This window comes from Salmonella sp. WC3 (assembly GCF_042932255.1).
Taxonomy (GTDB): Bacteria; Pseudomonadota; Gammaproteobacteria; order Enterobacterales; family Enterobacteriaceae; genus Salmonella; species Salmonella enterica.
Window position 1 is genome coordinate 946,258 of the sequence record NZ_CP170629.1, and the last position, 22,473, is coordinate 968,730.

The window sequence follows — 22,473 nt, forward strand, 5'->3', positions numbered from 1 at the left end:
TTTTACCCTCCTGACAGGGCGCTTACACTCCTTGTGTTAATTATTCATTTATAATGATTTCGGAGTGTTAAAATGTCTATTCCCAACCATGTGTCGACAACGGAAGTTGTGCTATTGGAGCTAGAGATCTTACTCACTATTATTTCGATTGGCGCGTGGGGAGGCTTTGTCAGCTATCTTTTACGCAAAGATAAGACAGAATATAATAGTTCTCATGAAAGTATTAAATATTGCTTAACGCAGATCGTGATTTCCTGCTTCACCAGTTTCTTGTTAAGCGCGATTGCGATCGAAAAAGAATGCAGTTTCAACATTGTTCTGTTGGCGGCAGGCTTAGGCGGTGTTTTCGCGAGTCCGATCTTAAAGATTCTTGGGCGGCGGATTAAAAAAATTATCGAAGGTAATAATTCAGATTAATTATCATTTGCAGTATCAGGCTCATCCGTGAGCCTTTTACGCGTCTTTTTTCAGCCTGGTCTAGGTCACTCTATTCTTGATCCAGCCATAAATAAATTGTTCGTTATTGTGGTTTTTCTCAGCAACGTTTAAGTAGTACGTGCCCTGACTGCAATTGAGGGCTTTCACCAAAACGGCTTCCCCTTCCTGGCCTCGCTAGGCCAAATAATGTTCGAGAGCGGCAAGCGTCCGCGGGCCAATATTGCCATCCACATGAATATCCGGGTAGCGTTTACCTTCGTGATTAAAGACGTTCAACCAGCGTTGCAGCCACGCGCTGGGGTGGTAAGCGCCTATGTTGACTGCCGCATTGCACAGCTCGAAGGAGACTGGCCACGATAGCGTCGAGATGACGTCAAAACCTGGTTTTATCCAGTAATCCTCTTCGAGAATCGCGTAGGCTTCAGCGTGGGTCAGATCCCGCATATCGCCAGCATAGCCATGCGCTCGCGCCGTGGCTTCGGTAATGCCCCAATGGGTGGCGCCGCCTTTATCTTTAGGGTTAAATACGTAACCGCCTTCAAGCGCAATAATTCCATCTATAATTGGATTCATCTTCCCTTTCCTTCGCTTAGTGAATATGCAGATACATGAGAGAACCTAACGTTACTGAAAATACGGTCGTCAGGGCGGCGATGGTTTGCCGTACAATCTGTTTTTTTCTTCCCTTTGTTTCGCTATCCGTCGCGATAATGGTGATATCACTATTAACTTTGAGGCCTTGTCTTGGAATGGTAATAAAAAGATCGTTAATACCAAGCGCTTTAAGGTCACGTCTGATTAAATAGAGAATCTGCGTTAGATTTGCATCATTAACATAATGGCTTCGACTTCCCCATAACGCAGTGGTTATTTTTTGTCGCTCGATAATCTCCAGATGAGCATTCTCGATGATGAAACTGAGACATTTGGCTCTCATCGCAGTCATTTTAATAACCTGTGAATTTGAGACCGTCCTCAGTTCATATTTACCTTCATTGTAAATGCAATTGCTATTAATGATATAAGTTCTCATAACGTCTTCCTTTAGAAATGTACATCCTGGTTGTCTGTGGTGACTATATTGTATGAGAAATGTCTTAATCCAATAAATGTCACTGGTTTTATTGTATTGTCATTGTCTATAGCGAGTGTAATCACATTATTTCATTGTAATTAAATGATATTTAATTACATGATAAATGATATTTACTATGTTCTCACCAGAACGGAGTAAGCGGGCGCTGAGAGGTGTTGTTTTCTCTTCGTTAGACGGTGTTGTTAACCTCATTTTTATGATTTTTATATCATCTAAAAAGATGATGTTTTGTGATTAGCTATTTTTTATGCCTGTAACGATTATGGACCCCGCAGAACGAGCTGCGACAATTTTGAAACGTAAAAGGAAATTTGAAAATGGCTACAAGCAAACTGATTCAAGGCGATACAATTACTGAAACTACTCATGCAGCGAATGGTTTTGATCCTGCAACAAGCGATGATAAAATAAGCTATACTTCCGCTCGTGTTGCGAAACCGGTATACAATAAATATAAAAATTCCACGACTAAACCGAAGGTATTCGGTTATTACACCGACTGGTCACAGTATGACAGCCGTCTGCAAGGCAATATGTCCCAACCGGGCCGTGGTTATGATTTAACCAAAGTTTCACCGACGGCTTATGACAAACTGATTTTTGGCTTTGTTGGCATCACCGGTTTCAGAAAAATTGATACAGAAGACCGCGATGTCGTAGCAGAAGCGGCAGCGCTGTGCGGCAAAGTGAAATATGAGCCGACCTTCCTCGACCCATGGGGCGACTTCCAGTCTTATATCAACCTCGGCTTTGATGTCAGCGGCTGGGATGTGGATCCGAAGACTGTAACTCAGTCTAACGCCAAGGGTCTGCTGGGCGCGCTGCGTGATATGCAGGCAAAAGCGAAAGCCGCAGGTCACACGCTGGCGCTCTCCATGAGTATCGGCGGCTGGAGCATGAGTAACGGGTTCCACGAAACCGCCGCTTCTGACTCTTCTCGTAAAATCTTCGCCAAAGGCGTGGTGAAACTGTTCAAACAGTTCCCGATGTTCAGCGAAGTGGATATTGACTGGGAATACCCGAACAATGAAGGGGCGGGCAACCCGTTTGGTCCGGAAGATGGCGCTAACTACGCGCTGCTGATTGCCGAACTGCGTAAACAGCTGGATTCCGCGGGTCTGAGCAATGTGAAGATCTCTATTGCCGCTTCTGCTGTCACTACTATTTTTGACTATGCGAAAGTAAAAGATCTGATGGCTGCCGGCCTGTATGGCATCAACCTGATGACCTATGACTTCTTCGGTACGCCGTGGGCGGAAACGCTGGGCCACCACACCAACCGCAAAGCGCTGGAAGAGGGCGGCTGGGCTGTCGAAACTATCGTTGATCACCTGCTGGCAGAAGGTTTCTCCGCTGACCGTATCAACATCGGTTATGCCGGCTATACCCGTAACGCTCGTCAGGTAGAAATTGAATCCCTGTCGCCGCTGAAAGGTTCTTACAACCCAGGTTCAGGCCCTACTACCGGTTCCTTCGAATCCGGCACCAGCGAATGGTATGACGTCATTTATAGCTACCTGGATCTGGAAAACCAGAAAGGCCGTAACGGTTTCAACGTTTACACCGACCAGGTCGCTGATGCTGACTACCTGTATAGCCCGGAATCCAAACTGTTTTTATCCCTGGATACGCCGCGTACTGTCAAAGCAAAAGGCGAATATGCAGCGAAACTGGGCCTGGGCGGCGTGTTTACCTGGACTATCGATCAGGACAACGGCGTGCTGGTTAACGCCGTGCGTGAAGGTCTGGGTTATGAAATCGAATCTGAAGTTATCGATATGGAACCGTTCTACTTTGAAGGTATCAATGTAGAAAAAGATGAAGAGCAGAGCGACAGCGACGACGCGCAGAAGGTCAACCACGCGCCGAAAGCGGCGATTGAACTGATGGTTGTAGGCGGATCTACGGTACAGCTGTCTGGCGCAGGTTCTTCTGATGAAGATAACGATGAGTTGTCCTTTAGCTGGGGCGTGCCTTCTCAAATCGATGTGGCAGACAAAACGGCAGAAATCATTGAGGTTGTGGTACCGGAAGTTAGCGAAAAAACAGCCTTTCAGTTCACCCTGTTTGTACGCGACTGCTACAACGAACCGTCCTCTCAACAGCGCTTTGTTCTGACGGCTGTGCCTGCGCTATCTCAGGTTCAACCGGAACCGGAAGAGGAAGAAGAGATTATCGTTCCTGTACCGGACGAGGAAGAAGAGACCACGCCGGCTGAGGATGATACGCCAGCAGATGACAAAACGTCACCTTACGCGCAGTGGGATGCTTCTACCGTTTATGGCGCAAACTGGGGTTCTTTCGAAATCGTTAGCTGGAAAGGCCATAACTATCAGGTGAAATGGTGGTCTATGGGCAACCAGCCTGACCTGAACTGCGGTGTCGGCGGTGCATGGACCGATCTTGGCGCTTACTAATACACGGTATTAAGCCGATGTATTGGGCTTCATGATTCAAGCCCCGGTTTACCGGGGCTTTTCTCCACCAGGGACAGAGGAAGAGTAGACCATGACCATTTCCATTCACGCCAGCGCATTTGACGTCAACAGCTGGTATCAAAAAATTACCTTAACTTTCATCAATGAGAGCGGTAATGCGGTCGATATGAACCATGCCGCAATATCATTCACGGCTTCCGGGCACATCGATCCATGGGGAAATAGCGGCGGTACGCTCAAAGGGAACCTGCCGCTTACGCTGAATGATAGTTCGTATGGCACGCTGGAAACTAACAACATCATCATTAATAACAGCGATGCATTACTTCTTCAGCCGGGCGAACGCGGGACGCTCTCTTTCAGCCTCGCGGCGACGCAGGTGCCGGTAAAAATGTCCGCCATCACCTTGACGCTGGCGTCATCGTCATCCGAAGACGCAGAGTCTGCAACCCCATCCGATCAGGAGACGCCAGCGATACCCGCCGCAGACGAACAACTCGCCGAACCCGATGTGCCGGAAAAGGACAATGATCTTCAGGAACACGGCCTTACGCTTAACGTTAGCGAGTTGAATACCGCAAGTTGGTATCAACGCGTCACCTTTACGCTGACCAACCTCTACGCCCAGGCGGTAGATCTCAATCAGCTTCAACTGAATTTTACGGCCAGCGCGCACCCCGATCCCTACAGCCCGTTTCAGGGAACAATGCTGGGGAATCAGGCCGTGACGCTGGCCAGCGATGGGGGATGGCCCATCGAGAAGAATACCATCACCATTAATCATGACGGCGCGCTGATGCTGGCGGCGGGGGATACCGCCGAATTACAGTGCTATCTGGCCGCCACGCAGACGCCAGTTGCCATCAGCGATTTGAACGCGACGTTGGCCCATGATCCTGCCCGTCAGGGAAAAGTTTGCGTTCATTTTCCTGCCATGACGCAGACCGTGGCGCTCAAACCGGTGATTGAGCTGCTGTTTCCTGCCGGCGAAACCCGGCGCTTTGTCGGTGAGTGGGGAGAGGTTATGACAATAGGCGATCTTAGCGCAGGAACGTATCGGCTTACCGTACCGGTACTGGCGAATGATGAGATGCAAATCGCGCCAGTCGAGTCCTCTTTTACCGTTACGCTGCAATCCGGCGATGCCGCCGCGCAGGTCCAGGTATCCTGTCTGCCAATTGTCCGTTATGCCAGCGCGCGTCTGATGATTGACGCCCCTGCGCTTGGTAATGCGAAATTGACCGTTGAGATCGCCGATGTTACACAAGCGGATGAGCGTACCGTCACGCTGATCGCCAACCAACCGCAGTTAATCACCCGGCTACTGGCGGGGCATCATTATACGGTCAATCTGCAGCCTGCGATGATTAATAACCGCTTTATAGCGGCACCCATACAGCTTACGGGTTTTATCCTTGCTTCGGCGCAGGTTGCCGAGGTTGCTGTCGCTTACCAACAGTCAGCGCTCGACACGGCGAGTTTCGTGACGGTGGATGCCACTATACTGGGTCTGCCAGATGGCGTCGCGCCGCAGCGTTATCTGTTCAGTAGCGGTAAATATCAATACTCATTAATGCTGGAGAGCGGCAGCGATCGGCAGACGTTGGCATTACGCTTTGCGCCCGGGCTGTATGATGTTCAGACGGACGATATTTTCATCGACAGCGTGCCGTGGCGTTGTGAACAGGCCGGGCCGCTACGGTTGTTGCAAAAGGTCAACCATGTGGCGCTGGAGTTTCTGCCCGGCGTGACGCTACAGGTAAAAGGTTGGCCTGATTACCTTGCTCATGGCGGCGTGACGGTTAACGCGCCAGAGACGGTTTCTCTTTATCGCGATATACCGTTTAGCGCGTTGTTTAAATACGATGGTTTTGACGGCGGCGGCGATCCGGTTCCGGCCGCGGAGGTTGACGTGAACGGGGATGGTTTTCTGGATTACGCGACGTTACCGATCCATAAAACCGTTGCGCTGGTGCGCCAGATAGAAAAAGAAGCCGGGCGTAGCGTCATGCCGGTAATGGTCATTTATACCGCGAATGCCAGCGGCGGTAGCGCGCTGGCGGATTTACAGGATGCGCAAAAGCTACGTAACCATTTTGGTAACTTTATTACCCAGTGTCTGGCGGCGCAGTCATACAAAGATGAGACGCATCCTGTCCCGGCCACCTTTGTGCTTACCCGGATTTTCTCGGGGCGCTACAGCAAGGACCGTATGGCTATACCGTAGTACGGCAAAAAAACAGTGTGCCGGTGAATGCCCAACTGGCGGCGGCGATACAAGCATTACCGGCGATGGCTGGCTTTATCGTGCCTTCGTTGCCGACGTTTAGCGACGATCTCTACGGCTATATTCAGGCGGTGAACTATCTTGTTCGTCAGTTTGCCCCGGATGTGGCTTTTGGCTGGCAGACGAATGTCTGGGCGACAGGAACGGCGGACTGGGTGCTGCGCGATACCGCTGATCCGGTAGCTGAAGGGCAGGCGATCGCCGGATTTATTCATGAACTGGGCGTTTATAGCGGAGAATATGCGCCGGACTTTATTGCGTTTGATAAATTTGAGCGTGACTGTTTCAGTCCTGATGCGCTTGCCCACTATGGCTGGAATGCGACATGCTGGCTTAATTACCTGGCGATGGTCAAACAGGTGACGAAAGCGCTGCTGACGCCCGCCATGCTGTGGCAAATCCCTGGCGGCCATATGCCTACAGTAGAAGAGGGCGTCAGTAAAATCAGCGCTGCGCACTTTGCATCCGGCGGAACCTTTTTTATGGGTGACGCCCGTATTGGCAGCGATCCTGACACGCTCTCTTTGCAGCTACTCAATACGGCCTTAAATAGCGCGACTTACGGCGTCCCGACCGTCGGCGACTTTTTACGTAAAGGTAAAGGGTATGACTGGGGCCAGATGCAGGCGCTGAACCTACCGGACTTTAACGTCTTTTCGATCTTATGGGGCGGTGGTTCTACTATCAGTATTACGACAATCCATTCTAACGGTGAAGACGGCGGCTGGCTGGCGGATAAAATGGTAGAGTATTATGCTGCCCCTCGCTATTTCAGATAATATCACTGCTTATTTGCATTAATCTGGACTATTAGTTTGAGATTCGAAGGCGCGTTCTTTCGAATCTCTTTTCCTGCGCCCCCTGACCTCTCATTCTTTATGCGTAATTTGTTATTAATTTTCTGTAATCATTTTGTATTAAGAATTGTCTTAATCTTAAAAATATTGCGTATTAGTGCGTTGTGAATACAGAAATACTGCATAGCGATGTTATTTATTATTAATTTAAGTACTTTTTGAGAGGTTATACTGTGACGCTACATTGAGTAGACAACCGTTAATGAAAAAAATGATGAACGACGCTTTTGCTAAAGATAATAATGAGAATTCATTACACTCTTTTCTTTTTTCTCAGCAGGCTAAACCTCACGCGGCAATTGATGCCTTATTTTCGGCCTTGTTGCCATTTGGTCAACCGTTTACGCTGGGTATCGGCGATGAGTTTTATTTACAGGCAAACGATGAACACTACATTGTATTACTGGAGTCAGGCGTTGTTTCTTTCTGTCATGATGACAAACGACTCCATATATCTTCATCGTTTGCGCCATCGGTCGTGGGTATGGTTGACAGCTATGGCGCTACCTATAACGTCCCCGCGCGACCGGAACACTTTTTGCTCGCAGAAACGGTTTGTACCGGTAGATTTGTTCGCCTGCCGGATTTTATAAAAATCGCCGATGAATGCGATTTGTGGCACGACGTGGCCCGTTGTCTGGCTTACCGTCTGATGGTGATGAGCGCGCGCGATCGTGAATTAGTCGGCGTCGATTCTTATCTGAAAGTTCGGGCGCTGCTGACTGAAATCTGGGCTTATCCACAGGCCTACCGGGAAAGCATTATCGTGTTGAATTTTATTCAACGGCGTACCGGGATATCGCGCAGTCGGACCATGAAGATTCTGTCTGAACTAAAAAAAGGCGGGTATATCCATATTGATAATGGGCGGCTGACGGCGCTCGGAAAACTGCCAGTGGCGTATTAATGCACTATCCGCAACGATATATTTACATATCTCGACTGAATTTGCCTGGTATCGTTAATAGAATGTTTTACTGAAGGTTGTTATGAAAGCTATTTTTAAAAAGTCAATATGGCTAAAGGAGATAGGCCGAACGACTGGTGTAAAGTTAATATAAAACAACATGTTATGCCTGGTCCTATAAAACCAAATGTCGATGATTGCAACTTGCCGTTGGCTTGCTAATAATTAATAACATCGTTATCTCATTATAACGTAAAGATTAACTCACGACGTTGAGTGGCTGTTTTATTGCCTCTGACATTTATATCAGAACAAGAAGACACTTTTTTTCGCATAAGAAAAAGTCGTGATATTGCTGTGAAGAAATATCAGCAGCCGTTTCGTTAAAAAATCTGATTACCCTCATTTTTATATTTAAAAGGAGCTTGAATGAAAAAGCCTGTACTAGCATTAATGGTCTCTGCAATTGCCTTTGGCGGAATGTTGTCCACCGCGCAAGCGGATACTACAACCGTCACTGGCGGTACGGTAAATTTTGTCGGACAGGTCGTTGACGCTGCCTGTTCTGTTTCCGCTGATTCTGTCGATCAGACCGTGACATTAGGCCAGGTTCGCGCCAGTAAATTAACCGAGGCCGGTATGGTGGCGAATCAAAAAGAAGATTTCACCATCAAACTGGAAGACTGCGATACTCAGACCAGCCAGAATGCGGCGGTGATTTTTAATGGCCAACAGGACGCAAACCAGCCGGGGTCGCTGGCGAATACCGCTGGGGCAGGTTCGGCGACGAATGTGGCATTACAACTTTATGGACCAGATGGCCAGGCGCTGAATATCGGTGAATCGTCCAGTACTGTTACCTTGAACGATGGCGAAAACGTTATTCCGCTTAGCGTGGATTATATCGCTACCGGTACGGCGACTGCCGGTAATGTTACCGCGACGGCGACATTTAGCATGGTTTATTCCTGATTCCTTATCGGGATTTTTTTCTCGTCTGTTGGGAGGCGAGAAAGGGGCGTTACGCGCGTCACTGCGCGTAACAAACCGACGGCATCAGGATATTACGCAGATGAAAAAAAACGTACCGATTTTCCTTCGATTATTGCTACTGCTGTCGGCGGCCGGCCTGTCGTTTGCCGCGCAGGCGGGAGGCATTGCGCTGGGCGCGACCAGAGTGATTTATCCGCAGGGAAGTAAGCAAACCTCCTTGCCGATTATTAATTCTTCTGCCAGCAATGTTTTTTTAATTCAGTCATGGGTCGCCAATGCCGATGGTTCACGCTCGACGGATTTTATCATTACGCCGCCTCTCTTTGTGATCCAGCCTAAAAAAGAAAATATATTACGTATTATGTATGTCGGGCCGTCATTACCGACCGATCGCGAAAGCGTATTTTATTTAAACAGTAAAGCGATACCCTCTGTCGATAAAAATAAATTGACCGGCAACTCCCTGCAAATTGCGACGCAAAGCGTGATTAAGCTATTTATCCGCCCGAAAAATCTGGCGGAGGCGCCAGCTCATGCCCCGTCGACGCTTCGCTGCCGTAACGAGCGCGGCCAGCTAACGATTACTAACCCTTCGCCGTACTACGTTTCGATGGTTGAACTGTACAGCGCGGGGAAAAAACTGCCGAATACTATGGTTCCGCCGAAAGGCGCGATCACTCTCCCGGCGACGCCCGGCCAGGTATCTTTGCGCACGGTAAACGATTTTGGCGCAACGACGCCAGCACGCGTTTGTCCAGCTTCATGATGTTATGCGTAATCAGCTTTTCATGACGCGATATTACTCCAGCGTAACTAAACCCGTATTAACCCCGCTGGCGTTGGCTATCGCATTGGCGCCTGCGCCGGGGTGGGCGGAAAACTATTTCAACCCGGCATTTCTGTCTGACGACCCGTCTGCGGTGGCCGACCTATCGACCTTTTCCCGTAATGCCCAGGCGGCGGGGATGTATCGCGTTGACGTTTACCTGAACAATACGTTTCTCGCGACCAGAGACATTGCCTTCCAGGCGGTGAAAACGACGGGAAAAAGCGCGCCCACCGATGACAGCGGATTACGCGCCTGCCTGACGCCTGAAATGCTTAAAAATATGGGGGTAAACACCGGGGCGTTTCCACTGTTGGCGAAGGCGGCGGCGGGAAGTTGCCCGGATCTCGCCAGTGCGATACCGGCCGCCCGGACCCGCTTTGATTTTGCGCAGCAACGTCTCGACATTAGCATCCCGCAGGCGGCGATGGTTGCCAGCGCCAGAGGCTATATCCCACCGAAATACTGGGATGAAGGTATTAATGCGTTGCTATTGAATTACACCTTTACCGGCGCGAATAGTCAGGATCGGAGCCCAGGCGGCAGTGCGGAGAACAGCTATTTTCTTGGATTGAATAGCGGCCTTAATCTGGGGGCCTGGCGGTTACGCGACTACTCCACATGGAACGCGAATAGCGGCGATCAGAATAGCGACAGCGACTGGCAGCACATCAGTACTTATCTGGAACGTGATGTGGTCTTTTTGCAGGGAGAACTGACGGCAGGCGATAGTTATACCCCCTCCGCATTATTCGACAGCCTTCCTTTTCGCGGGCTACAACTGGCGTCTGACGACAATATGTTGCCAGACAGCATGAAGGGCTTCGCACCGACCATTCACGGCATTGCCAGAAGCAACGCGCAAGTGACCATTCGGCAAAACGGCTACATCATTAATCAGCGCTATGTGCCGCCCGGGGCATTTACTATTAATGATCTCTATCCTACCGCCGCCAGCGGCGATTTGACTGTGGAAGTCAAAGAGTCCGACGGTTCTATTAATCGCTATAACGTGCCCTATTCCGCCGTGCCGATTCTACAACGAGAAGGGCGGCTGAAGTATGCGGCGACGGTGGCGGAGTATCGTAGCGAGAGTAGTCAAAAAGAGAAGGTGAAATTCAGTCAGGCGACCTTGATATGGGGGTTACCGCATGGTTTTACGCTGTATGGCGGAACACAACTTTCCAGTCATTATCACGCGCTGGCGATCGGCAGCGGCGCAAATCTGGGCGACTGGGGCGCGGTGTCGCTGGATGTCACCCAGGCTACCAGTACGCTGGCGGATAATAACACCTACCAGGGGCAATCGCTGCGTTTCCTGTATGCCAAATCGCTTGCACAGTCAGGAACCAATTTACAGCTTATGGGCTATCGCTATTCAACCTCGGGCTTTTACACGTTGGATGATACCACGTGGAAACGGATGAGCGGCTATGACGATGACAGTCGGACTGACAGCGATAAAAGCAGGCCGGAATGGGCGGATTATTACAACCTTTATTACACCAGGAGGGGGAAAGTACAACTCGATATCAATCAACAGCTAGGCGGGTTGGGATCGCTTTTTATTACCGGCAGCCAGCAAAGTTACTGGCACACTGATGAAAAGGATTCTTTGTTGCAGGTGGGATACAGCGATACGCTGGCGGGGATTGCATGGAGCGTTTCTTACAACAATAACAAATCCGCAGGCGATGCGGAGCGCGATCAAATTTTCGCGCTGAATATCTCGGTGCCGCTAAGTCAATGGCTGCAACACGATGATGAAGTCACGCGCCATCACAATGTTTACGCTACCTTTAGCACCAGTACGGACAAACAGCATAACGTTACGCAGAATGCGGGCCTTAGCGGCACACTGCTGGACGAAAACAATCTTAGTTACAACATACAACAAGGTTATCAGAATCACGGTATTGGCGAAAGCGGCGCCGCTAGCCTGGAATACGATGGCGCGAAAGGCAACGCCAATATTGGCTATAACGTTAGCGATAACGGCGATTACCAGCAGGTGAATTATGGCCTGAGTGGCGGCCTGGTGGCGCACGCGCATGGAGTGACGCTAAGCCAGCCGTTAGGCAATACCAATATTTTGATTGCCGCGCCGGGCGCAGCCAATGTCGGCGTTGTCGACCAGCCGGGTATTCATACGGACGCGCGTGGCTATGCGGTGGTGCCGTATGCGACAACATATCGCCAAAACCGTATGGCGCTGGACGTTAACGCCATGGCGGATGATGTCGATATTGATGACGCGGTGACTCGCGTTGTGCCGACCGAAGGCGCGCTGGTTCTGGCCCGCTTTAAAGCGCGGGTCGGCGCGCGTGCCCTGGTAACGCTGAATCATAACGGTAAGCCTGTACCCTTTGGCGCAACGGTGACGGTGAATGATCGCCATGCGGAGGCGATTGTTGACGAGGCCGGGGAGGTCTATCTTTCCGGGTTGTCAGCGCAAGGCGTTCTGCACGTTCGCTGGGGGAACCTACCGGATCAACAGTGCGTCGCGTCCTATCATCTCTCTTCCTCCCGTCAGATTCTGAGTCGACAACATGCGGAGTGTCATTAAATGAAAATACCTCTTTTATTTGCTCTGCTGGCGGGAAGTGTCGTATCGCAGTACGCCTTCGCAGACGTGTGTAAAAACGTTAACGGCGTGCCTTCCAGTATTAATTACGATTTAACGACCACTCTGACGGCAGAACAAAACCAGGTGGGAAAGACGGTTCAACTGGAAAAAAGCCAGGAAGTTAATGTACAGGCGGTGTGTCCCGCCGGCGCGTCGACCTATAGCCAGACTTATCGCTCCTATGTGTCGCCATATCCGGTCGTAGAAACGAGCGGTAACTGGAAATATTTAAAGCTGGACCCGGACTACCTTGAAGGCGGAATGCGAATTGAGGATTCTTCGGCGGGCGATATCTATCCGCCAATGAACAATGTCCTGATGGGATATGATGAAAATGTGAAAGCGGGTCAACCGTTTTACGTTCGTGACTCAAATCTGGAGTTTCAGCTCAAAATTGTTAAACCGTTCGTCGGCACGGTGAATATTAGTCCTAAGACTATGTTTAATGTTTATGTCATGACCGCCGCAGGCGATCCGCTGACAGATGTCGTGTACAGCATTCTTTATAGTGGAACGGTGACCGTACCGCAAAGCTGTGAAATCAACGCCGGACAAACGATTCTGGTAAATTTCGGCGCATTATACAGCGGCAATTTCAACCATGCAGGCCAAAAGACGGAGGGGGTACGAGCGAAAAAATTCAGCGTACCGGTAAAGTGCAGCGGTCTGGATTCGCAGGTCAATTTAACAATGCGTCTTATCGCTACGCCGGATAGCCACGTTCCCCAGGCTATCGCTTCGGATAATGCCGATGTCGGCGTAGTGGTCGAAACCGATGAAGGAAACGCGCTTATCCCCAATGATGTACAGAGCGTCGCGCCTTTTATCACCGATAGCGCCGGACGCGCTAACATCACATTGCAGGCCTACCCGGTAAGTACAACAGGCGAAACGCCTGCGGAAGGGGCATTTACCGCACTGGCCAGCCTGCGAGTGGACTTTGACTAAATGAACAGATCACACTGCGCTCTTTTTGCCATGGGACTGATGCTGTGTCCACAAATCAATGCCAGCGCTGACGACCTCGCTTATAACCTCGAATTTACCGGCACTATTGTGGCGCAAACCTGCGACATAGATATTTCCAGTCTCAGTCAAGGTATTGATTTAGGGCAGTTTGCAGTTGGCGATTTCCCCTCGACGGGAACAACGACAAAATTTAAGCCCTTTAATATCAACCTCAAAAATTGTTCCCGAGGAATTACCGGGGCGAAGATCTGGTTTACCGGCGAACCCGATCCGGACAATCCCGCGCTACTGGCAATAACCGATACCGGAATGGGAAGCGGAAACATGTTAGCAAGCGGGGTAGGGGTGGAAATTCTGAATGATGATCAGGATACCATCAGTATCAATAATGCCGACTCGGTGGTCTATCCGTTGAAAGCCGGACGCAACACGCTGTCTTTTTATATTCGCTATAAATCGACCCGGCCGACGGTCACGTCCGGGAACGCGACGGCGGTCATGTATTTCGATATGCAGTATGAATGAGGAGCCATCGTAATTATGCGTAACGATATCCTGTACGGCATCGGGATGCTGCTGGCGGCATCCGGCGTCCAGGCGCACGATGGCCGGGTTTATGTCTCCGGAACCATCACGGACAATACGTGTTCGCTCTCTCCAGACTCGGAAAATATTAACGTGGCGATGGGCGCGGTTTCTCAACGGCAGTTTTATCGCGCGGGCGACGGTTCCGCCTGGCAACCTTTTGCTATCGATTTACAAAACTGCGGCAGCACTGCCAGCGGCGTAACGGTCAGTTTTAGCGGTGCGGGGGATAGCCGTAATACGGATTTATTGGCGCTTACCGCAGGGGAAAGCGACGCTTCAGGCATTGGGATTGCGCTTTATGATCAAAATAAAACTTTAATCCCACTGGGGCAGGAGAGTGATGTGGTGACGCTCAGTCCGGGCCAGGCGTCGGCGCATCTGCAATTTTACGCGCGTTATCTTGCCGATGGCGGCGCGGTAACGCCCGGGGACGCCAATGCCTCCGCAACCTTCATTCTTGCCTATGAATAAGTTCTTTTTACGCTGCGCGATATATTGGTGCTTGCTTCCCATATCATGGGCGCAGGCTGGCGTGGTAATTGGCGGTACTCGCTTTATCTATCATGCGGGCGCCCCGGCATTAAGCGTACCGGTAAGTAACCATTCAGAAGCGTCCTGGTTAATTGATACGCATATTTTACCTGGTGGCCGATGGCCAGGAACCAAAAACGAAGGGAATATCACGCCCTTCGTGGTCACGCCGCCATTATTTATGCTTTCAGCGCGCCAGGAAAACTCAATGCGGGTGGTTTATACCGGTGGACCGCTACCCGCCGACAGGGAAAGTCTGTTTACCTTGAGTATCGCCGCTATTCCCTCCGGTAAACCGGAAGCGAACCGTGTACAAATGGCGTTTCGTTCGGCTTTAAAATTGCTCTATCGCCCTGAGGGACTCGCCGGCAATCCGCAGCAGGCCTACCGGCATCTGATCTGGTCGCTTACCCCCGATGGCGCGACGGTACGCAATCCTACACCCTATTACGTTACGCTCTTTTTATTACGTGCTAACGAGCGCGCCCAGGACAACGCCGGGGTCGTGGCTCCCTTTGCAACGCGTCAAACGGACTGGTGCCGGCACACGGTTCGCTGCACTGTGCGCTGGCAAAGTATTAATGACTATGGGCGGGTAATGCCAGCGCAAACCGTGGATCTGACGCGTATTCATTAACCTATTTTTCAGGCGTCTCCCGATAGCGGGAGGCTTTCCGAACTTATCGAACGAGACTTTTATTATGTATTATCACGCGTTAAAACTTTCCCGACTGGCGATGTTGACGTTGGCAGGCGTTGCCGTATCCGCCTCGGCAATCGCCGCCGATTCTGCCCCGACGTCGCAAATTGGCCCGACGGCGGAAGCCTACATCGTCAGTCATCCGGATAAAGTGGGAGAGGTGGTGGCAACGTATTTGGCCGAACATCCGGAATTTTTGGTCGCCGCCAGCGAGACGTTGCATCAGCGTCAGCAGATTGCGCAACAACAGGCGTATGTTCAACTGGCATTACAGTATCGTGCTGAGTTGCTCAGTAGCAGCAGTCCTTCCGTTGGGCCCAACGAGGCAAAAGCGGCGGTGGTGATGTTCTTTGATTACCAGTGCTCGTGGTGCAGCAAAATGGCGCCTGTGGTCGAAAACCTGATTAAGGCGAACCCGGATACCCGGTTTATTTTCAAAGAGTTTCCTATTTTTTCCTCCCGCTGGCCGGTATCCGGACTGGCGGCCAGAGTCGGCGAACAGGTATGGCTTACACAGGGCGGGGCGAAATATCTCGACTGGCATAATGCGCTTTATGCCACAGGGAAGGTGGAAGGCGCGTTAACGGAACACGATGTCTACACCCTGGCGCAACATTATCTAACGCCGACGCAGCTGGCCGCCGTAAAAGAAGCGCAAAGCAGTGGTGCAGTACATGATGCGCTCCTCACTAACCAGGCACTGGCGCAGCATATGGACTTTAGCGGCACGCCTGCTTTTGTCGTCATGCCTCAGACGCAAGACGGTGATGTAAAACGGGTGACCGTGATCCCGGGAAGCACGACTCAGGATATGTTGCAAATGGCGATTCAGAAAGCGAAGGGGTGATATTCGCTCAGAGGAGAACGCACAGGAGTGAAAGTAAAATGAAGTCTATGCGTTGCGTCATACCGGTGATTTTACTTTCCTTTATCGTTCATGAAGGGACAGCGAAACCGACCGCTCAGATTCATTTTATGGGATCGGTTGTTGAGGCAGGCTGCTGGAATGACGTGGGAACCTTAGAAATTCAATGCCATAATAAAGAGGGAGTTGAACGTTATATTATTGTCGAGAATATTATCACGCCGATATCGTCTCCTCATGCAACGGTAAAACGAGATTATTTGGATGAAGATAAGCAATTAACAGTGCTACGCATTGTCTATGACTGAACCGCGTAGCAGACCGCAGATGGGTCCCGTCAGTGTCGTGTGAGGATATTATGAAAAATGTTCTCACCTTCCCGGGACACGGTCTATAGACTTTATCTTCAGATAAATGGCGCTAAAAAGAAAAGTACGATCAATAAAAAAAGAGTGGGAATACCAATGGATATAATTTTATTACATCGGTGAGTATGATGTTGAATAGCTTGTGGCGGTATGTCAGCAGCGTCAATGATAAATCTTTCATCGATTTTTATCCCCTGCCTGGGGAGCGTAACAAACAGTTCGAAAAGCCCGATTTGTTGTAAATCTCGTCGCAGCAGATAAAGAAGTTGCGTCAAATTAGCATCGCTAACAAATTGACTTCGATCTCCCCAAGCTGCGTACGCGACACCTTCACGGATAATCAATTCCTGATGTGCGTTTTCTATTAAATAGCTCAGGCACCGGGCCCGCATAAATGTCATTTTGAACGCTGCATTGCTGCGCAAGGACGTGATTTCCCTTAATGATTCATTGTAAATAAACTCATTATTTATTTTATGCTGTCTCATGATTACTCCATTTGTGCTTTCAGGCTATGACATCCCACTTGTTCCGTATAGTCAGCATCGTTGCAACGTGTCCGCTATGCTATGAGCAAGGATAGGTTGGGGCGACAGGCCTGAAAAATCAACTGTCATTAAATTGGCTAAATTGTTTAAGTGAAATAAATATTATTGTGTTATTGTTTTTGTGTTCTTTCTATAAGCATGTTGATTCTGTTTTATCAATATTTAATGAGGTATGCATATAACGTGTCGTTTAAGGATTCTCAAACCATGTTTTTGAGCGGTAAATAATATGTATGTCATTATTTTTTATTCAGTTGATGAGAATTGTCTGTTGTGATTCATTAATTTGAAAATGCGGTTAGTTACAAAAAAGGACATAAAAATAATATTTTGCCACCGTTTGTGATTAATTTTATTAAGTGGTGCTATGATTTTAGGTTAAGCATTTTTTATGTGCTTGAATGGTAATTTATGTTACCTGGTATAACGTTTATTTCGGCCTATTGGTCGGTCTTATGGATGCTATAGGATATAGGTAAAAAGAACTAAATAAATATTCGATGATGACTTGCTTTCTCAGGATGAAATTTTATGAGTAGATGGCGATATAAAATATTTTTATGATTTTTTTTGTTATTGCGTTATACATGATAACTATGCTGAACATCTTCGGAATATTACGTTGGACGGGCAGAGAAATTGCTTCTGCATTGCAGAAGTCTCATAACGTATAGTCTGGAGAGCATTATGTACGTAAACCAACAGTCCTCACTCGCCATGCCTGCACCAAGAGCGCCGATGAATCAGAAAATTGATACCGATAACGCGATGGTGCAAAACCATAACGCCATATACCAACAGCTCCTCGACCAAATTCGTGATGACAATACATATACACATGCCGTTATTACCTTAATCCTTATGGCACCGCGCCGTTAAGCCTTTATCCTGGTGTCTGAGTTGAAAGCAGCGAACCGGGTATCGTGGAGTTTCTGGTTTTTGACAACGGTAATTACCGTTTCCGCGAAGATAATATCAATCTGCCGCCACCGGGTAACGACCGCATGAGAGTTGTTTTATTTACTGATGTCGTCAACACGCATGGTGTGATCCGGAACGATGTTATTGATATGTTCCATATAATCAGCAATTGCCTGCGAGGTTTACAGCCCTTTAATGTCTTTGACATTTTTACCTTTCGTGAAGTCAAATCCGCCACGGCCTTTACCGATAAAGGAGTCAGCGCGACGGTACTGAATATCTTGTCTGCGACCTGTTTACCTTTGATATCAAATTCGACAATACGCTGTCCCAGCGGTTTTGTGTTGTAGTGTTTGAATTTGGCCGTTTTCGACACATGCAGCATGCCGTTCTTCGGATCGGCTGCATGAGACATCATCGCCTTCAGATCTTTACCGCTAATTTCCACGTTCATTACGTCGTTAGTAAAAGGATACATACTCAGAACATCGCCGAGCAGGTAATCATCGTCATATCAATAATGGTGTGATGGAGGGCACCGTTGTTGTGATGGCTGTGCTGGCAGGTTTTCAGGTATTGCTTACAGCGATAGAGTTGCACTCCTGAGGGGGAAATGACCGTTTCGGATCACCCCCTGAGTTACGGAACAGCGGGGCAAATCACATCAATCTTTGCTATCAGTTATCCAAAAGGTAAAGCTTAGTACAACACTAAATCTGCGGTATGACCTAAAAAGATGAAGTGTTGATTTAATAATAAACATTGAGTTATTTTTTATAAAAAAACATTTCTCGACACATTATTTTTAAATACTTTTATCCTGCGTGATGTGAGATTTATATCACTATTCTATAACTAGATTTGGTTAAACTTCGACACCGGAGTAAAACATATTCATTGATGAATAAAATATAACTATGGGAAATATATTCAATGTCTCTGATAAAGCGAACAGTATTATTTAGTCTCTTACTTACAATATCTACTGTTTTTAGCCATTCTGTACATGCACTGGAATATAAGAATTCATTTGGATCAATTAATGCCGGTTATGCTGACTGGAATAGTGGATTCGTCAATGTACATCGTGGGGAGGTGTGGAAAGTAACTGCTGACTTTGGTGTCAATTTCAAAGAGGCAGAATTCTATTCATTTATTGAAAGCAACGTGTTAAATCACGCTGTTGCTGGAAGAAATCATACTGTTTCTGCCATGACTCATGTACGACTCTTTGATTCAGATTATACTTTCTTCGGTAAGATATATGGTCAATGGGATAACTCATGGGGCGATGACCTCGATATGTTTTATGGAGCGGGGTATTTAGGTTGGAGCGGGAGTTGGGGGTTCTTCAAACCCTATATTGGTCTGCATAATCAATCTGGTGATTATGTCTCGCAGAAATATGGGCAGACAAGCGGCTGGAATGGCTATGTTATTGGCTGGACTGCAGCCTATAATTTTAATTTATTTGGTGAAGATTTTGTTTTATCTGACTGGAATGAAATCGAACTAGATAGAAATGACGCTTATACGGAGCAGCAATTCGGTCGAAATGGATTAAATGGTGGATTAACACTGGCATGGAAATTTTATCCCCGCTGGAAAGCTACTGTGACATATCGTTATTTCGCGAACAAACTAGGTTATGACGGATATGGAGACCAGATGATTTATATGGTCGGATATTCATTTTAAATAAAATCAAAGGAGTTGAAATGAAAAAAACAGTCATTGCCAGCATGATTGGACTGGCGCTTTGTGCGACAAGTACGTTATCTGTCGTGCACGCGGCTGCCGAAAAACGCCCGAACTTAGTTTTTATTGTGGCAGATGATCTTGGCTATGGTGATTTGGCGACTTACGGTCACCAGATAGTGAAAACCCCGAATATTGACCGCCTGGCGAAAGAAGGGGTCAAATTCACTGAATACTATGCGCCGGCTCCTTTGTGTTCTCCTTCCCGCGCCGGGATGTTAACAGGCCGTATGCCCTTCCGCACCGGTGTACGCTCCTGGATCCCTGAAGGTACTAATGTTTCTATTGGACGTAACGAATTGACCATAGCCAATCTGCTGAAACAGCAGGGTTACGATACCGCGATGATGGGTAAACTGCATCTCAACGCCGGGGGCGATCGTACCGATCAGCCGCAGCCGAAAGAGTTAGGTTTTGATTACTCTCTGGTGAACCCGGCTGGCTTTGTGACCGATGCTACGCTGGATAATGCCAAAGAGCGCCCGCGTTACGGCGTCGTCCACCCAACCGGCTGGATGCGTAACGGCAAACATATTGATCGTGCCGATAGCATCAGCGGCGAATTTGTCAGTTCTGAAGTGGTGAACTGGCTAGATAACAAGAAAGACGACAAACCGTTCTTCTTATACGTTGCCTTTACGGAAGTTCACAGCCCGCTGGCCTCGCCGAAAAAATACCTCGATATGTATTCACAATACATGAGCGAATACCAGAAGCAGCATCCCGATCTGTTCTACGGCGACTGGGCGGATAAACCGTGGCGCGGTACCGGTGAATATTACGCCAATATCAGCTATATGGATGCGCAAGTCGGCAAAGTACTGGATAAAATTAAAGCGATGGGGGAAGAAGATAATACCATTGTCATCTTCACCAGTGATAACGGCCCGGTGACGCGTGAAGCGCGTAAAGTCTACGAGCTGAACCTCGCAGGCGAGACTGACGGTCTGCGCGGACGTAAAGATAACCTGTGGGAAGGCGGTATTCGCGTTCCGGCAATTATCAAATACGGTAAACACATTCCACAGGGCGTCGTTACCGATACGCCGGTGTATGGTCTGGACTGGATGCCGACGCTGGCGAACATGATGGATTTCAAACTGCCTACTGATCGTACATACGACGGGCAATCGCTGGTCCGCTGTTGGAGCAGAAAACGTTAAAACGTAATAAGCCGCTGATCTTCGGTATTGATATGCCGTTCCAGGATGATCCGACCGATGAATGGGCGATCCGCGACGGTGACTGGAAAATGATCATCGATCGTGAAAATAAACCTAAATACCTCTATAACCTGAAAAAAGATCGGTTCGAAACGCTGAACCAAATTGGCAAACAGCCTGAAATTGAAAAACAGCTGTATGGCAAGTTCCTGAAAATGAAACAGGACATCGATAACGACTCGTTAATGAAAGCCCGTGGCGACAAACCAACGCCGGTGACCTGGGGCTAAAAGGATAATTATAAAAAATTAAGTATGCCACTTAGGGCTCTGCCCGCCTGATTCAGCGCCCTCGTGCTGAGTCAGGTTCTTTTATTTTAGGGATACGGAAAATATGCAACGGAAAAGCTGTCAGGTAATGATCAAACCGACCGGGTCGGTGTGTAATCTTGATTGTAAATATTGCTTCTATCTGGAAAAGGAAATGCTCTATCCCGATAGAAAAAACCATTACAAGATGACGGAAGAAACGCTGGCGTTGTTTGTGCAACAGCATATTGCGGCGCAGGACGTGGATGAAGTGATTTTTGCGTGGCAGGGTGGGGAACCGACGCTGATGGGGCTGCCATTTTACCGCCAGGCTGTAGCGCTCCAGCAACGTTATGCTAATGGAAAAGCCATCGTTAATACTTTTCAGACCAATGGCATTCTGATTGATGATGAATGGGCGAGATTCTTCAGGGCTCATGACTTTCTGGTTGGTATTTCGATTGATGGCGATGCGGCGCTGCACGACGAATGGCGAGTAACTCGCGCAGGGCAACCTACCCATCATAAAGTTGAACAGGCGATAAAATGCCTGGCGAGTCATGGCGTTGAATTTAATACTCTCACGGTGGTGAGTCAGAGCAATATGCTGCACCCGCAGCGGGTTTATGCGTATCTGAAATCTATCGGCAGCCGCTATATGCAGTTTATTCCGCTAGTGGAAAGAGCGGCAAATAAAGACGGAATGCTGGCGCATCCGCAGGACGAGCAAACCGCAGTAACCCCCTGGTCAGTGGACGGATTACAGTTTGGAAAGTTCCTGAATGCCATTTTTGATATCTGGATCCGCGAAGATATTGGTGATATCGGCATTCAACTCTTTGAACAAACGCTGGCGGCATGGTGTGGACTCCCCCCTCAGGTTTGCGTTTTTGCGCCCGTTTGCGGTAGCGCTTTTGCAATGGAAATGAATGGCGATGTGTATAACTGCGATCATTTCGTTTACCCGCAATATAAGCTCGGCAATATTAACGACACGCCGCTGCGTCAGATGAATAATAGCGCGCAAAACCAGCAGTTTGGTCTCGATAAAAGCCGCACGATGGCGCAGGAATGCCATACCTGCCCGTGGCAATTCGCCTGTTATGGCGGTTGCCCTAAACACCGCTTTTTGCCTTCGGCTTGCGGACCGATGAAGCAAAACTATCTTTGTGCCGGCTATCAGTGCTTTTTCTCTCATACCGCGCCAATGATGAAAGCGATGAAAACCCTTTACGTAAATAACCTGTCACCGGCGGAGATCCGGTCTGTTTTTTTTAAGTAATGCT

The 22,473-nt window shown here is 48.6% G+C and carries 17 protein-coding genes and 4 pseudogenes; 17 read left to right on the forward strand and 4 right to left on the reverse strand.

Translation table 11 applies throughout. The features are described 5' to 3' along the window. Window positions 1–72 precede the first annotated feature (72 nt). Complete coding sequence (locus ACFK9X_RS04490) at window positions 73–417, forward strand: phage holin family protein (protein ID WP_000026889.1); 345 nt, start codon at window positions 73–75, stop codon at window positions 415–417. A 60-nt stretch (window positions 418–477) separates the two neighbouring features. On the opposite strand, the pseudogene ACFK9X_RS04495 reads toward ACFK9X_RS04490, so the two are convergent. Together ACFK9X_RS04495 and ACFK9X_RS04500 are read right to left on the reverse strand one after the other, a co-directional pair. Next, window positions 478–1,011, reverse strand: a pseudogene (locus ACFK9X_RS04495) (glycoside hydrolase family 108 protein). Window positions 1,012–1,027: 16 nt separating this feature from the next. Then, window positions 1,028–1,471, reverse strand: a complete 444-nt coding sequence (locus tag ACFK9X_RS04500; RefSeq protein ID WP_151115685.1) for a transcriptional regulator — start codon at window positions 1,469–1,471, stop codon at window positions 1,028–1,030. A 380-nt stretch (window positions 1,472–1,851) separates the two neighbouring features. Between ACFK9X_RS04500 and ACFK9X_RS04505 the strand changes: the two genes are divergently transcribed. The 12 genes and pseudogenes from ACFK9X_RS04505 to ACFK9X_RS04560 all read left to right on the forward strand — a co-directional run bounded on the left by ACFK9X_RS04505 (window position 1,852) and on the right by ACFK9X_RS04560 (window position 16,429). Continuing rightward, window positions 1,852–3,951, forward strand: a complete 2,100-nt coding sequence (locus ACFK9X_RS04505) for a glycosyl hydrolase family 18 protein (RefSeq protein WP_045900309.1) — start codon at window positions 1,852–1,854, stop codon at window positions 3,949–3,951. 91 nt (window positions 3,952–4,042) lie between these two features. Next, a pseudogene (locus tag ACFK9X_RS04510) lies at window positions 4,043–7,038 on the forward strand (chitinase). A 280-nt stretch (window positions 7,039–7,318) separates the two neighbouring features. Then, a complete protein-coding gene (locus ACFK9X_RS04515) occupies window positions 7,319–8,023 on the forward strand; it encodes a winged helix-turn-helix transcriptional regulator (protein WP_000738617.1) in 705 nt (234 codons plus the stop codon). 429 nt (window positions 8,024–8,452) lie between these two features. Continuing rightward, window positions 8,453–8,995 carry a fimbrial protein BcfA gene (locus ACFK9X_RS04520; RefSeq protein ID WP_000743357.1) on the forward strand — a complete coding sequence of 181 codons (543 nt, stop codon included), beginning with the start codon at window positions 8,453–8,455 and terminating at the stop codon, window positions 8,993–8,995. Window positions 8,996–9,095: 100 nt separating this feature from the next. Beyond that, window positions 9,096–9,782: a fimbrial biogenesis chaperone BcfB gene (gene bcfB, locus ACFK9X_RS04525; RefSeq protein ID WP_000742551.1), complete on the forward strand. Its 687-nt coding sequence runs from the start codon at window positions 9,096–9,098 to the stop codon at window positions 9,780–9,782. A 4-nt stretch (window positions 9,783–9,786) separates the two neighbouring features. Next, entirely contained in the window at window positions 9,787–12,408 is a 2,622-nt protein-coding gene (bcfC, locus tag ACFK9X_RS04530) for a fimbrial usher BcfC (RefSeq protein ID WP_001245857.1), read from the forward strand. Next, on the forward strand, window positions 12,409–13,416 hold the full coding sequence (locus ACFK9X_RS04535; RefSeq protein ID WP_151115687.1) for a fimbrial protein BcfD: 1,008 nt from the start codon (window positions 12,409–12,411) through the stop codon (window positions 13,414–13,416). Then, window positions 13,417–13,962 carry a fimbrial protein BcfE gene (locus ACFK9X_RS04540; protein WP_050947860.1) on the forward strand — a complete coding sequence of 182 codons (546 nt, stop codon included), beginning with the start codon at window positions 13,417–13,419 and terminating at the stop codon, window positions 13,960–13,962. It abuts the gene before it with no gap. A 15-nt stretch (window positions 13,963–13,977) separates the two neighbouring features. Next, window positions 13,978–14,496, forward strand: coding sequence for a fimbrial protein BcfF (locus ACFK9X_RS04545; protein ID WP_001524221.1), 519 nt, complete (start codon window positions 13,978–13,980; stop codon window positions 14,494–14,496). After that, a complete protein-coding gene (gene bcfG, locus ACFK9X_RS04550; RefSeq protein WP_001135034.1) occupies window positions 14,462–15,193 on the forward strand; it encodes a fimbrial chaperone BcfG in 732 nt (243 codons plus the stop codon). Before ACFK9X_RS04545 ends, bcfG begins: the two co-directional genes overlap by 35 nt. Before the next feature lie 64 nt (window positions 15,194–15,257). Next, window positions 15,258–16,103 carry a DsbA family protein gene (locus ACFK9X_RS04555; RefSeq protein ID WP_000291392.1) on the forward strand — a complete coding sequence of 282 codons (846 nt, stop codon included), beginning with the start codon at window positions 15,258–15,260 and terminating at the stop codon, window positions 16,101–16,103. Between the two features lie 38 nt (window positions 16,104–16,141). Further along, entirely contained in the window at window positions 16,142–16,429 is a 288-nt protein-coding gene (locus ACFK9X_RS04560; RefSeq protein ID WP_000839833.1) for a hypothetical protein, read from the forward strand. A gap of 98 nt (window positions 16,430–16,527) precedes the next feature. On the opposite strand, the gene ACFK9X_RS04565 is transcribed toward ACFK9X_RS04560, so the two are convergent. Further along, window positions 16,528–16,977: a transcriptional regulator gene (locus ACFK9X_RS04565; protein WP_151115689.1), complete on the reverse strand. Its 450-nt coding sequence runs from the start codon at window positions 16,975–16,977 to the stop codon at window positions 16,528–16,530. A 747-nt stretch (window positions 16,978–17,724) separates the two neighbouring features. Between ACFK9X_RS04565 and ACFK9X_RS04570 the strand changes: the two genes are divergently transcribed. Beyond that, a complete protein-coding gene (locus tag ACFK9X_RS04570; RefSeq protein ID WP_012218477.1) occupies window positions 17,725–17,916 on the forward strand; it encodes a hypothetical protein in 192 nt (63 codons plus the stop codon). A 137-nt stretch (window positions 17,917–18,053) separates the two neighbouring features. Here ACFK9X_RS04570 and ACFK9X_RS04575 read toward each other — a convergent pair. Beyond that, a pseudogene (locus ACFK9X_RS04575) lies at window positions 18,054–18,451 on the reverse strand (5'-nucleotidase C-terminal domain-containing protein); the annotation flags it as partial. Window positions 18,452–18,891: 440 nt separating this feature from the next. Here ACFK9X_RS04575 and ACFK9X_RS04580 point away from each other — a divergent pair. The 3 genes and pseudogenes from ACFK9X_RS04580 (at window position 18,892) to ACFK9X_RS04590 (ending at window position 22,469) form a co-directional block, all read left to right on the forward strand. Then, the gene (locus tag ACFK9X_RS04580) at window positions 18,892–19,656 is read left to right on the forward strand and encodes an outer membrane protein OmpK (protein WP_000052612.1); all 765 of its coding nucleotides are present in this window, start codon (window positions 18,892–18,894) and stop codon (window positions 19,654–19,656) included. A gap of 20 nt (window positions 19,657–19,676) precedes the next feature. Then, window positions 19,677–21,169 (forward strand): annotated as a pseudogene (locus ACFK9X_RS04585) (sulfatase). Between the two features lie 103 nt (window positions 21,170–21,272). After that, complete coding sequence (locus tag ACFK9X_RS04590) at window positions 21,273–22,469, forward strand: anaerobic sulfatase maturase (RefSeq protein WP_001189145.1); 1,197 nt, start codon at window positions 21,273–21,275, stop codon at window positions 22,467–22,469. Window positions 22,470–22,473 lie beyond the last annotated feature (4 nt).

Coding starts and splice junctions, on each gene's coding strand:
- ACFK9X_RS04490 (WP_000026889.1), top strand. CDS start 73: ATGTCTATTCCCAACCATGTGTCGACAACGGAAGTTGTGCTATTGGAG.
- ACFK9X_RS04500 (WP_151115685.1), bottom strand. CDS start 1,471: ATGAGAACTTATATCATTAATAGCAATTGCATTTACAATGAAGGTAAA.
- ACFK9X_RS04505 (WP_045900309.1), top strand. CDS start 1,852: ATGGCTACAAGCAAACTGATTCAAGGCGATACAATTACTGAAACTACT.
- ACFK9X_RS04515 (WP_000738617.1), top strand. CDS start 7,319: ATGAAAAAAATGATGAACGACGCTTTTGCTAAAGATAATAATGAGAAT.
- ACFK9X_RS04520 (WP_000743357.1), top strand. CDS start 8,453: ATGAAAAAGCCTGTACTAGCATTAATGGTCTCTGCAATTGCCTTTGGC.
- bcfB (WP_000742551.1), top strand. CDS start 9,096: ATGAAAAAAAACGTACCGATTTTCCTTCGATTATTGCTACTGCTGTCG.
- bcfC (WP_001245857.1), top strand. CDS start 9,787: ATGCGTAATCAGCTTTTCATGACGCGATATTACTCCAGCGTAACTAAA.
- ACFK9X_RS04535 (WP_151115687.1), top strand. CDS start 12,409: ATGAAAATACCTCTTTTATTTGCTCTGCTGGCGGGAAGTGTCGTATCG.
- ACFK9X_RS04540 (WP_050947860.1), top strand. CDS start 13,417: ATGAACAGATCACACTGCGCTCTTTTTGCCATGGGACTGATGCTGTGT.
- ACFK9X_RS04545 (WP_001524221.1), top strand. CDS start 13,978: ATGCGTAACGATATCCTGTACGGCATCGGGATGCTGCTGGCGGCATCC.
- bcfG (WP_001135034.1), top strand. CDS start 14,462: ATGCCTCCGCAACCTTCATTCTTGCCTATGAATAAGTTCTTTTTACGC.
- ACFK9X_RS04555 (WP_000291392.1), top strand. CDS start 15,258: ATGTATTATCACGCGTTAAAACTTTCCCGACTGGCGATGTTGACGTTG.
- ACFK9X_RS04560 (WP_000839833.1), top strand. CDS start 16,142: ATGAAGTCTATGCGTTGCGTCATACCGGTGATTTTACTTTCCTTTATC.
- ACFK9X_RS04565 (WP_151115689.1), bottom strand. CDS start 16,977: ATGAGACAGCATAAAATAAATAATGAGTTTATTTACAATGAATCATTA.
- ACFK9X_RS04570 (WP_012218477.1), top strand. CDS start 17,725: ATGTACGTAAACCAACAGTCCTCACTCGCCATGCCTGCACCAAGAGCG.
- ACFK9X_RS04580 (WP_000052612.1), top strand. CDS start 18,892: ATGTCTCTGATAAAGCGAACAGTATTATTTAGTCTCTTACTTACAATA.
- ACFK9X_RS04590 (WP_001189145.1), top strand. CDS start 21,273: ATGCAACGGAAAAGCTGTCAGGTAATGATCAAACCGACCGGGTCGGTG.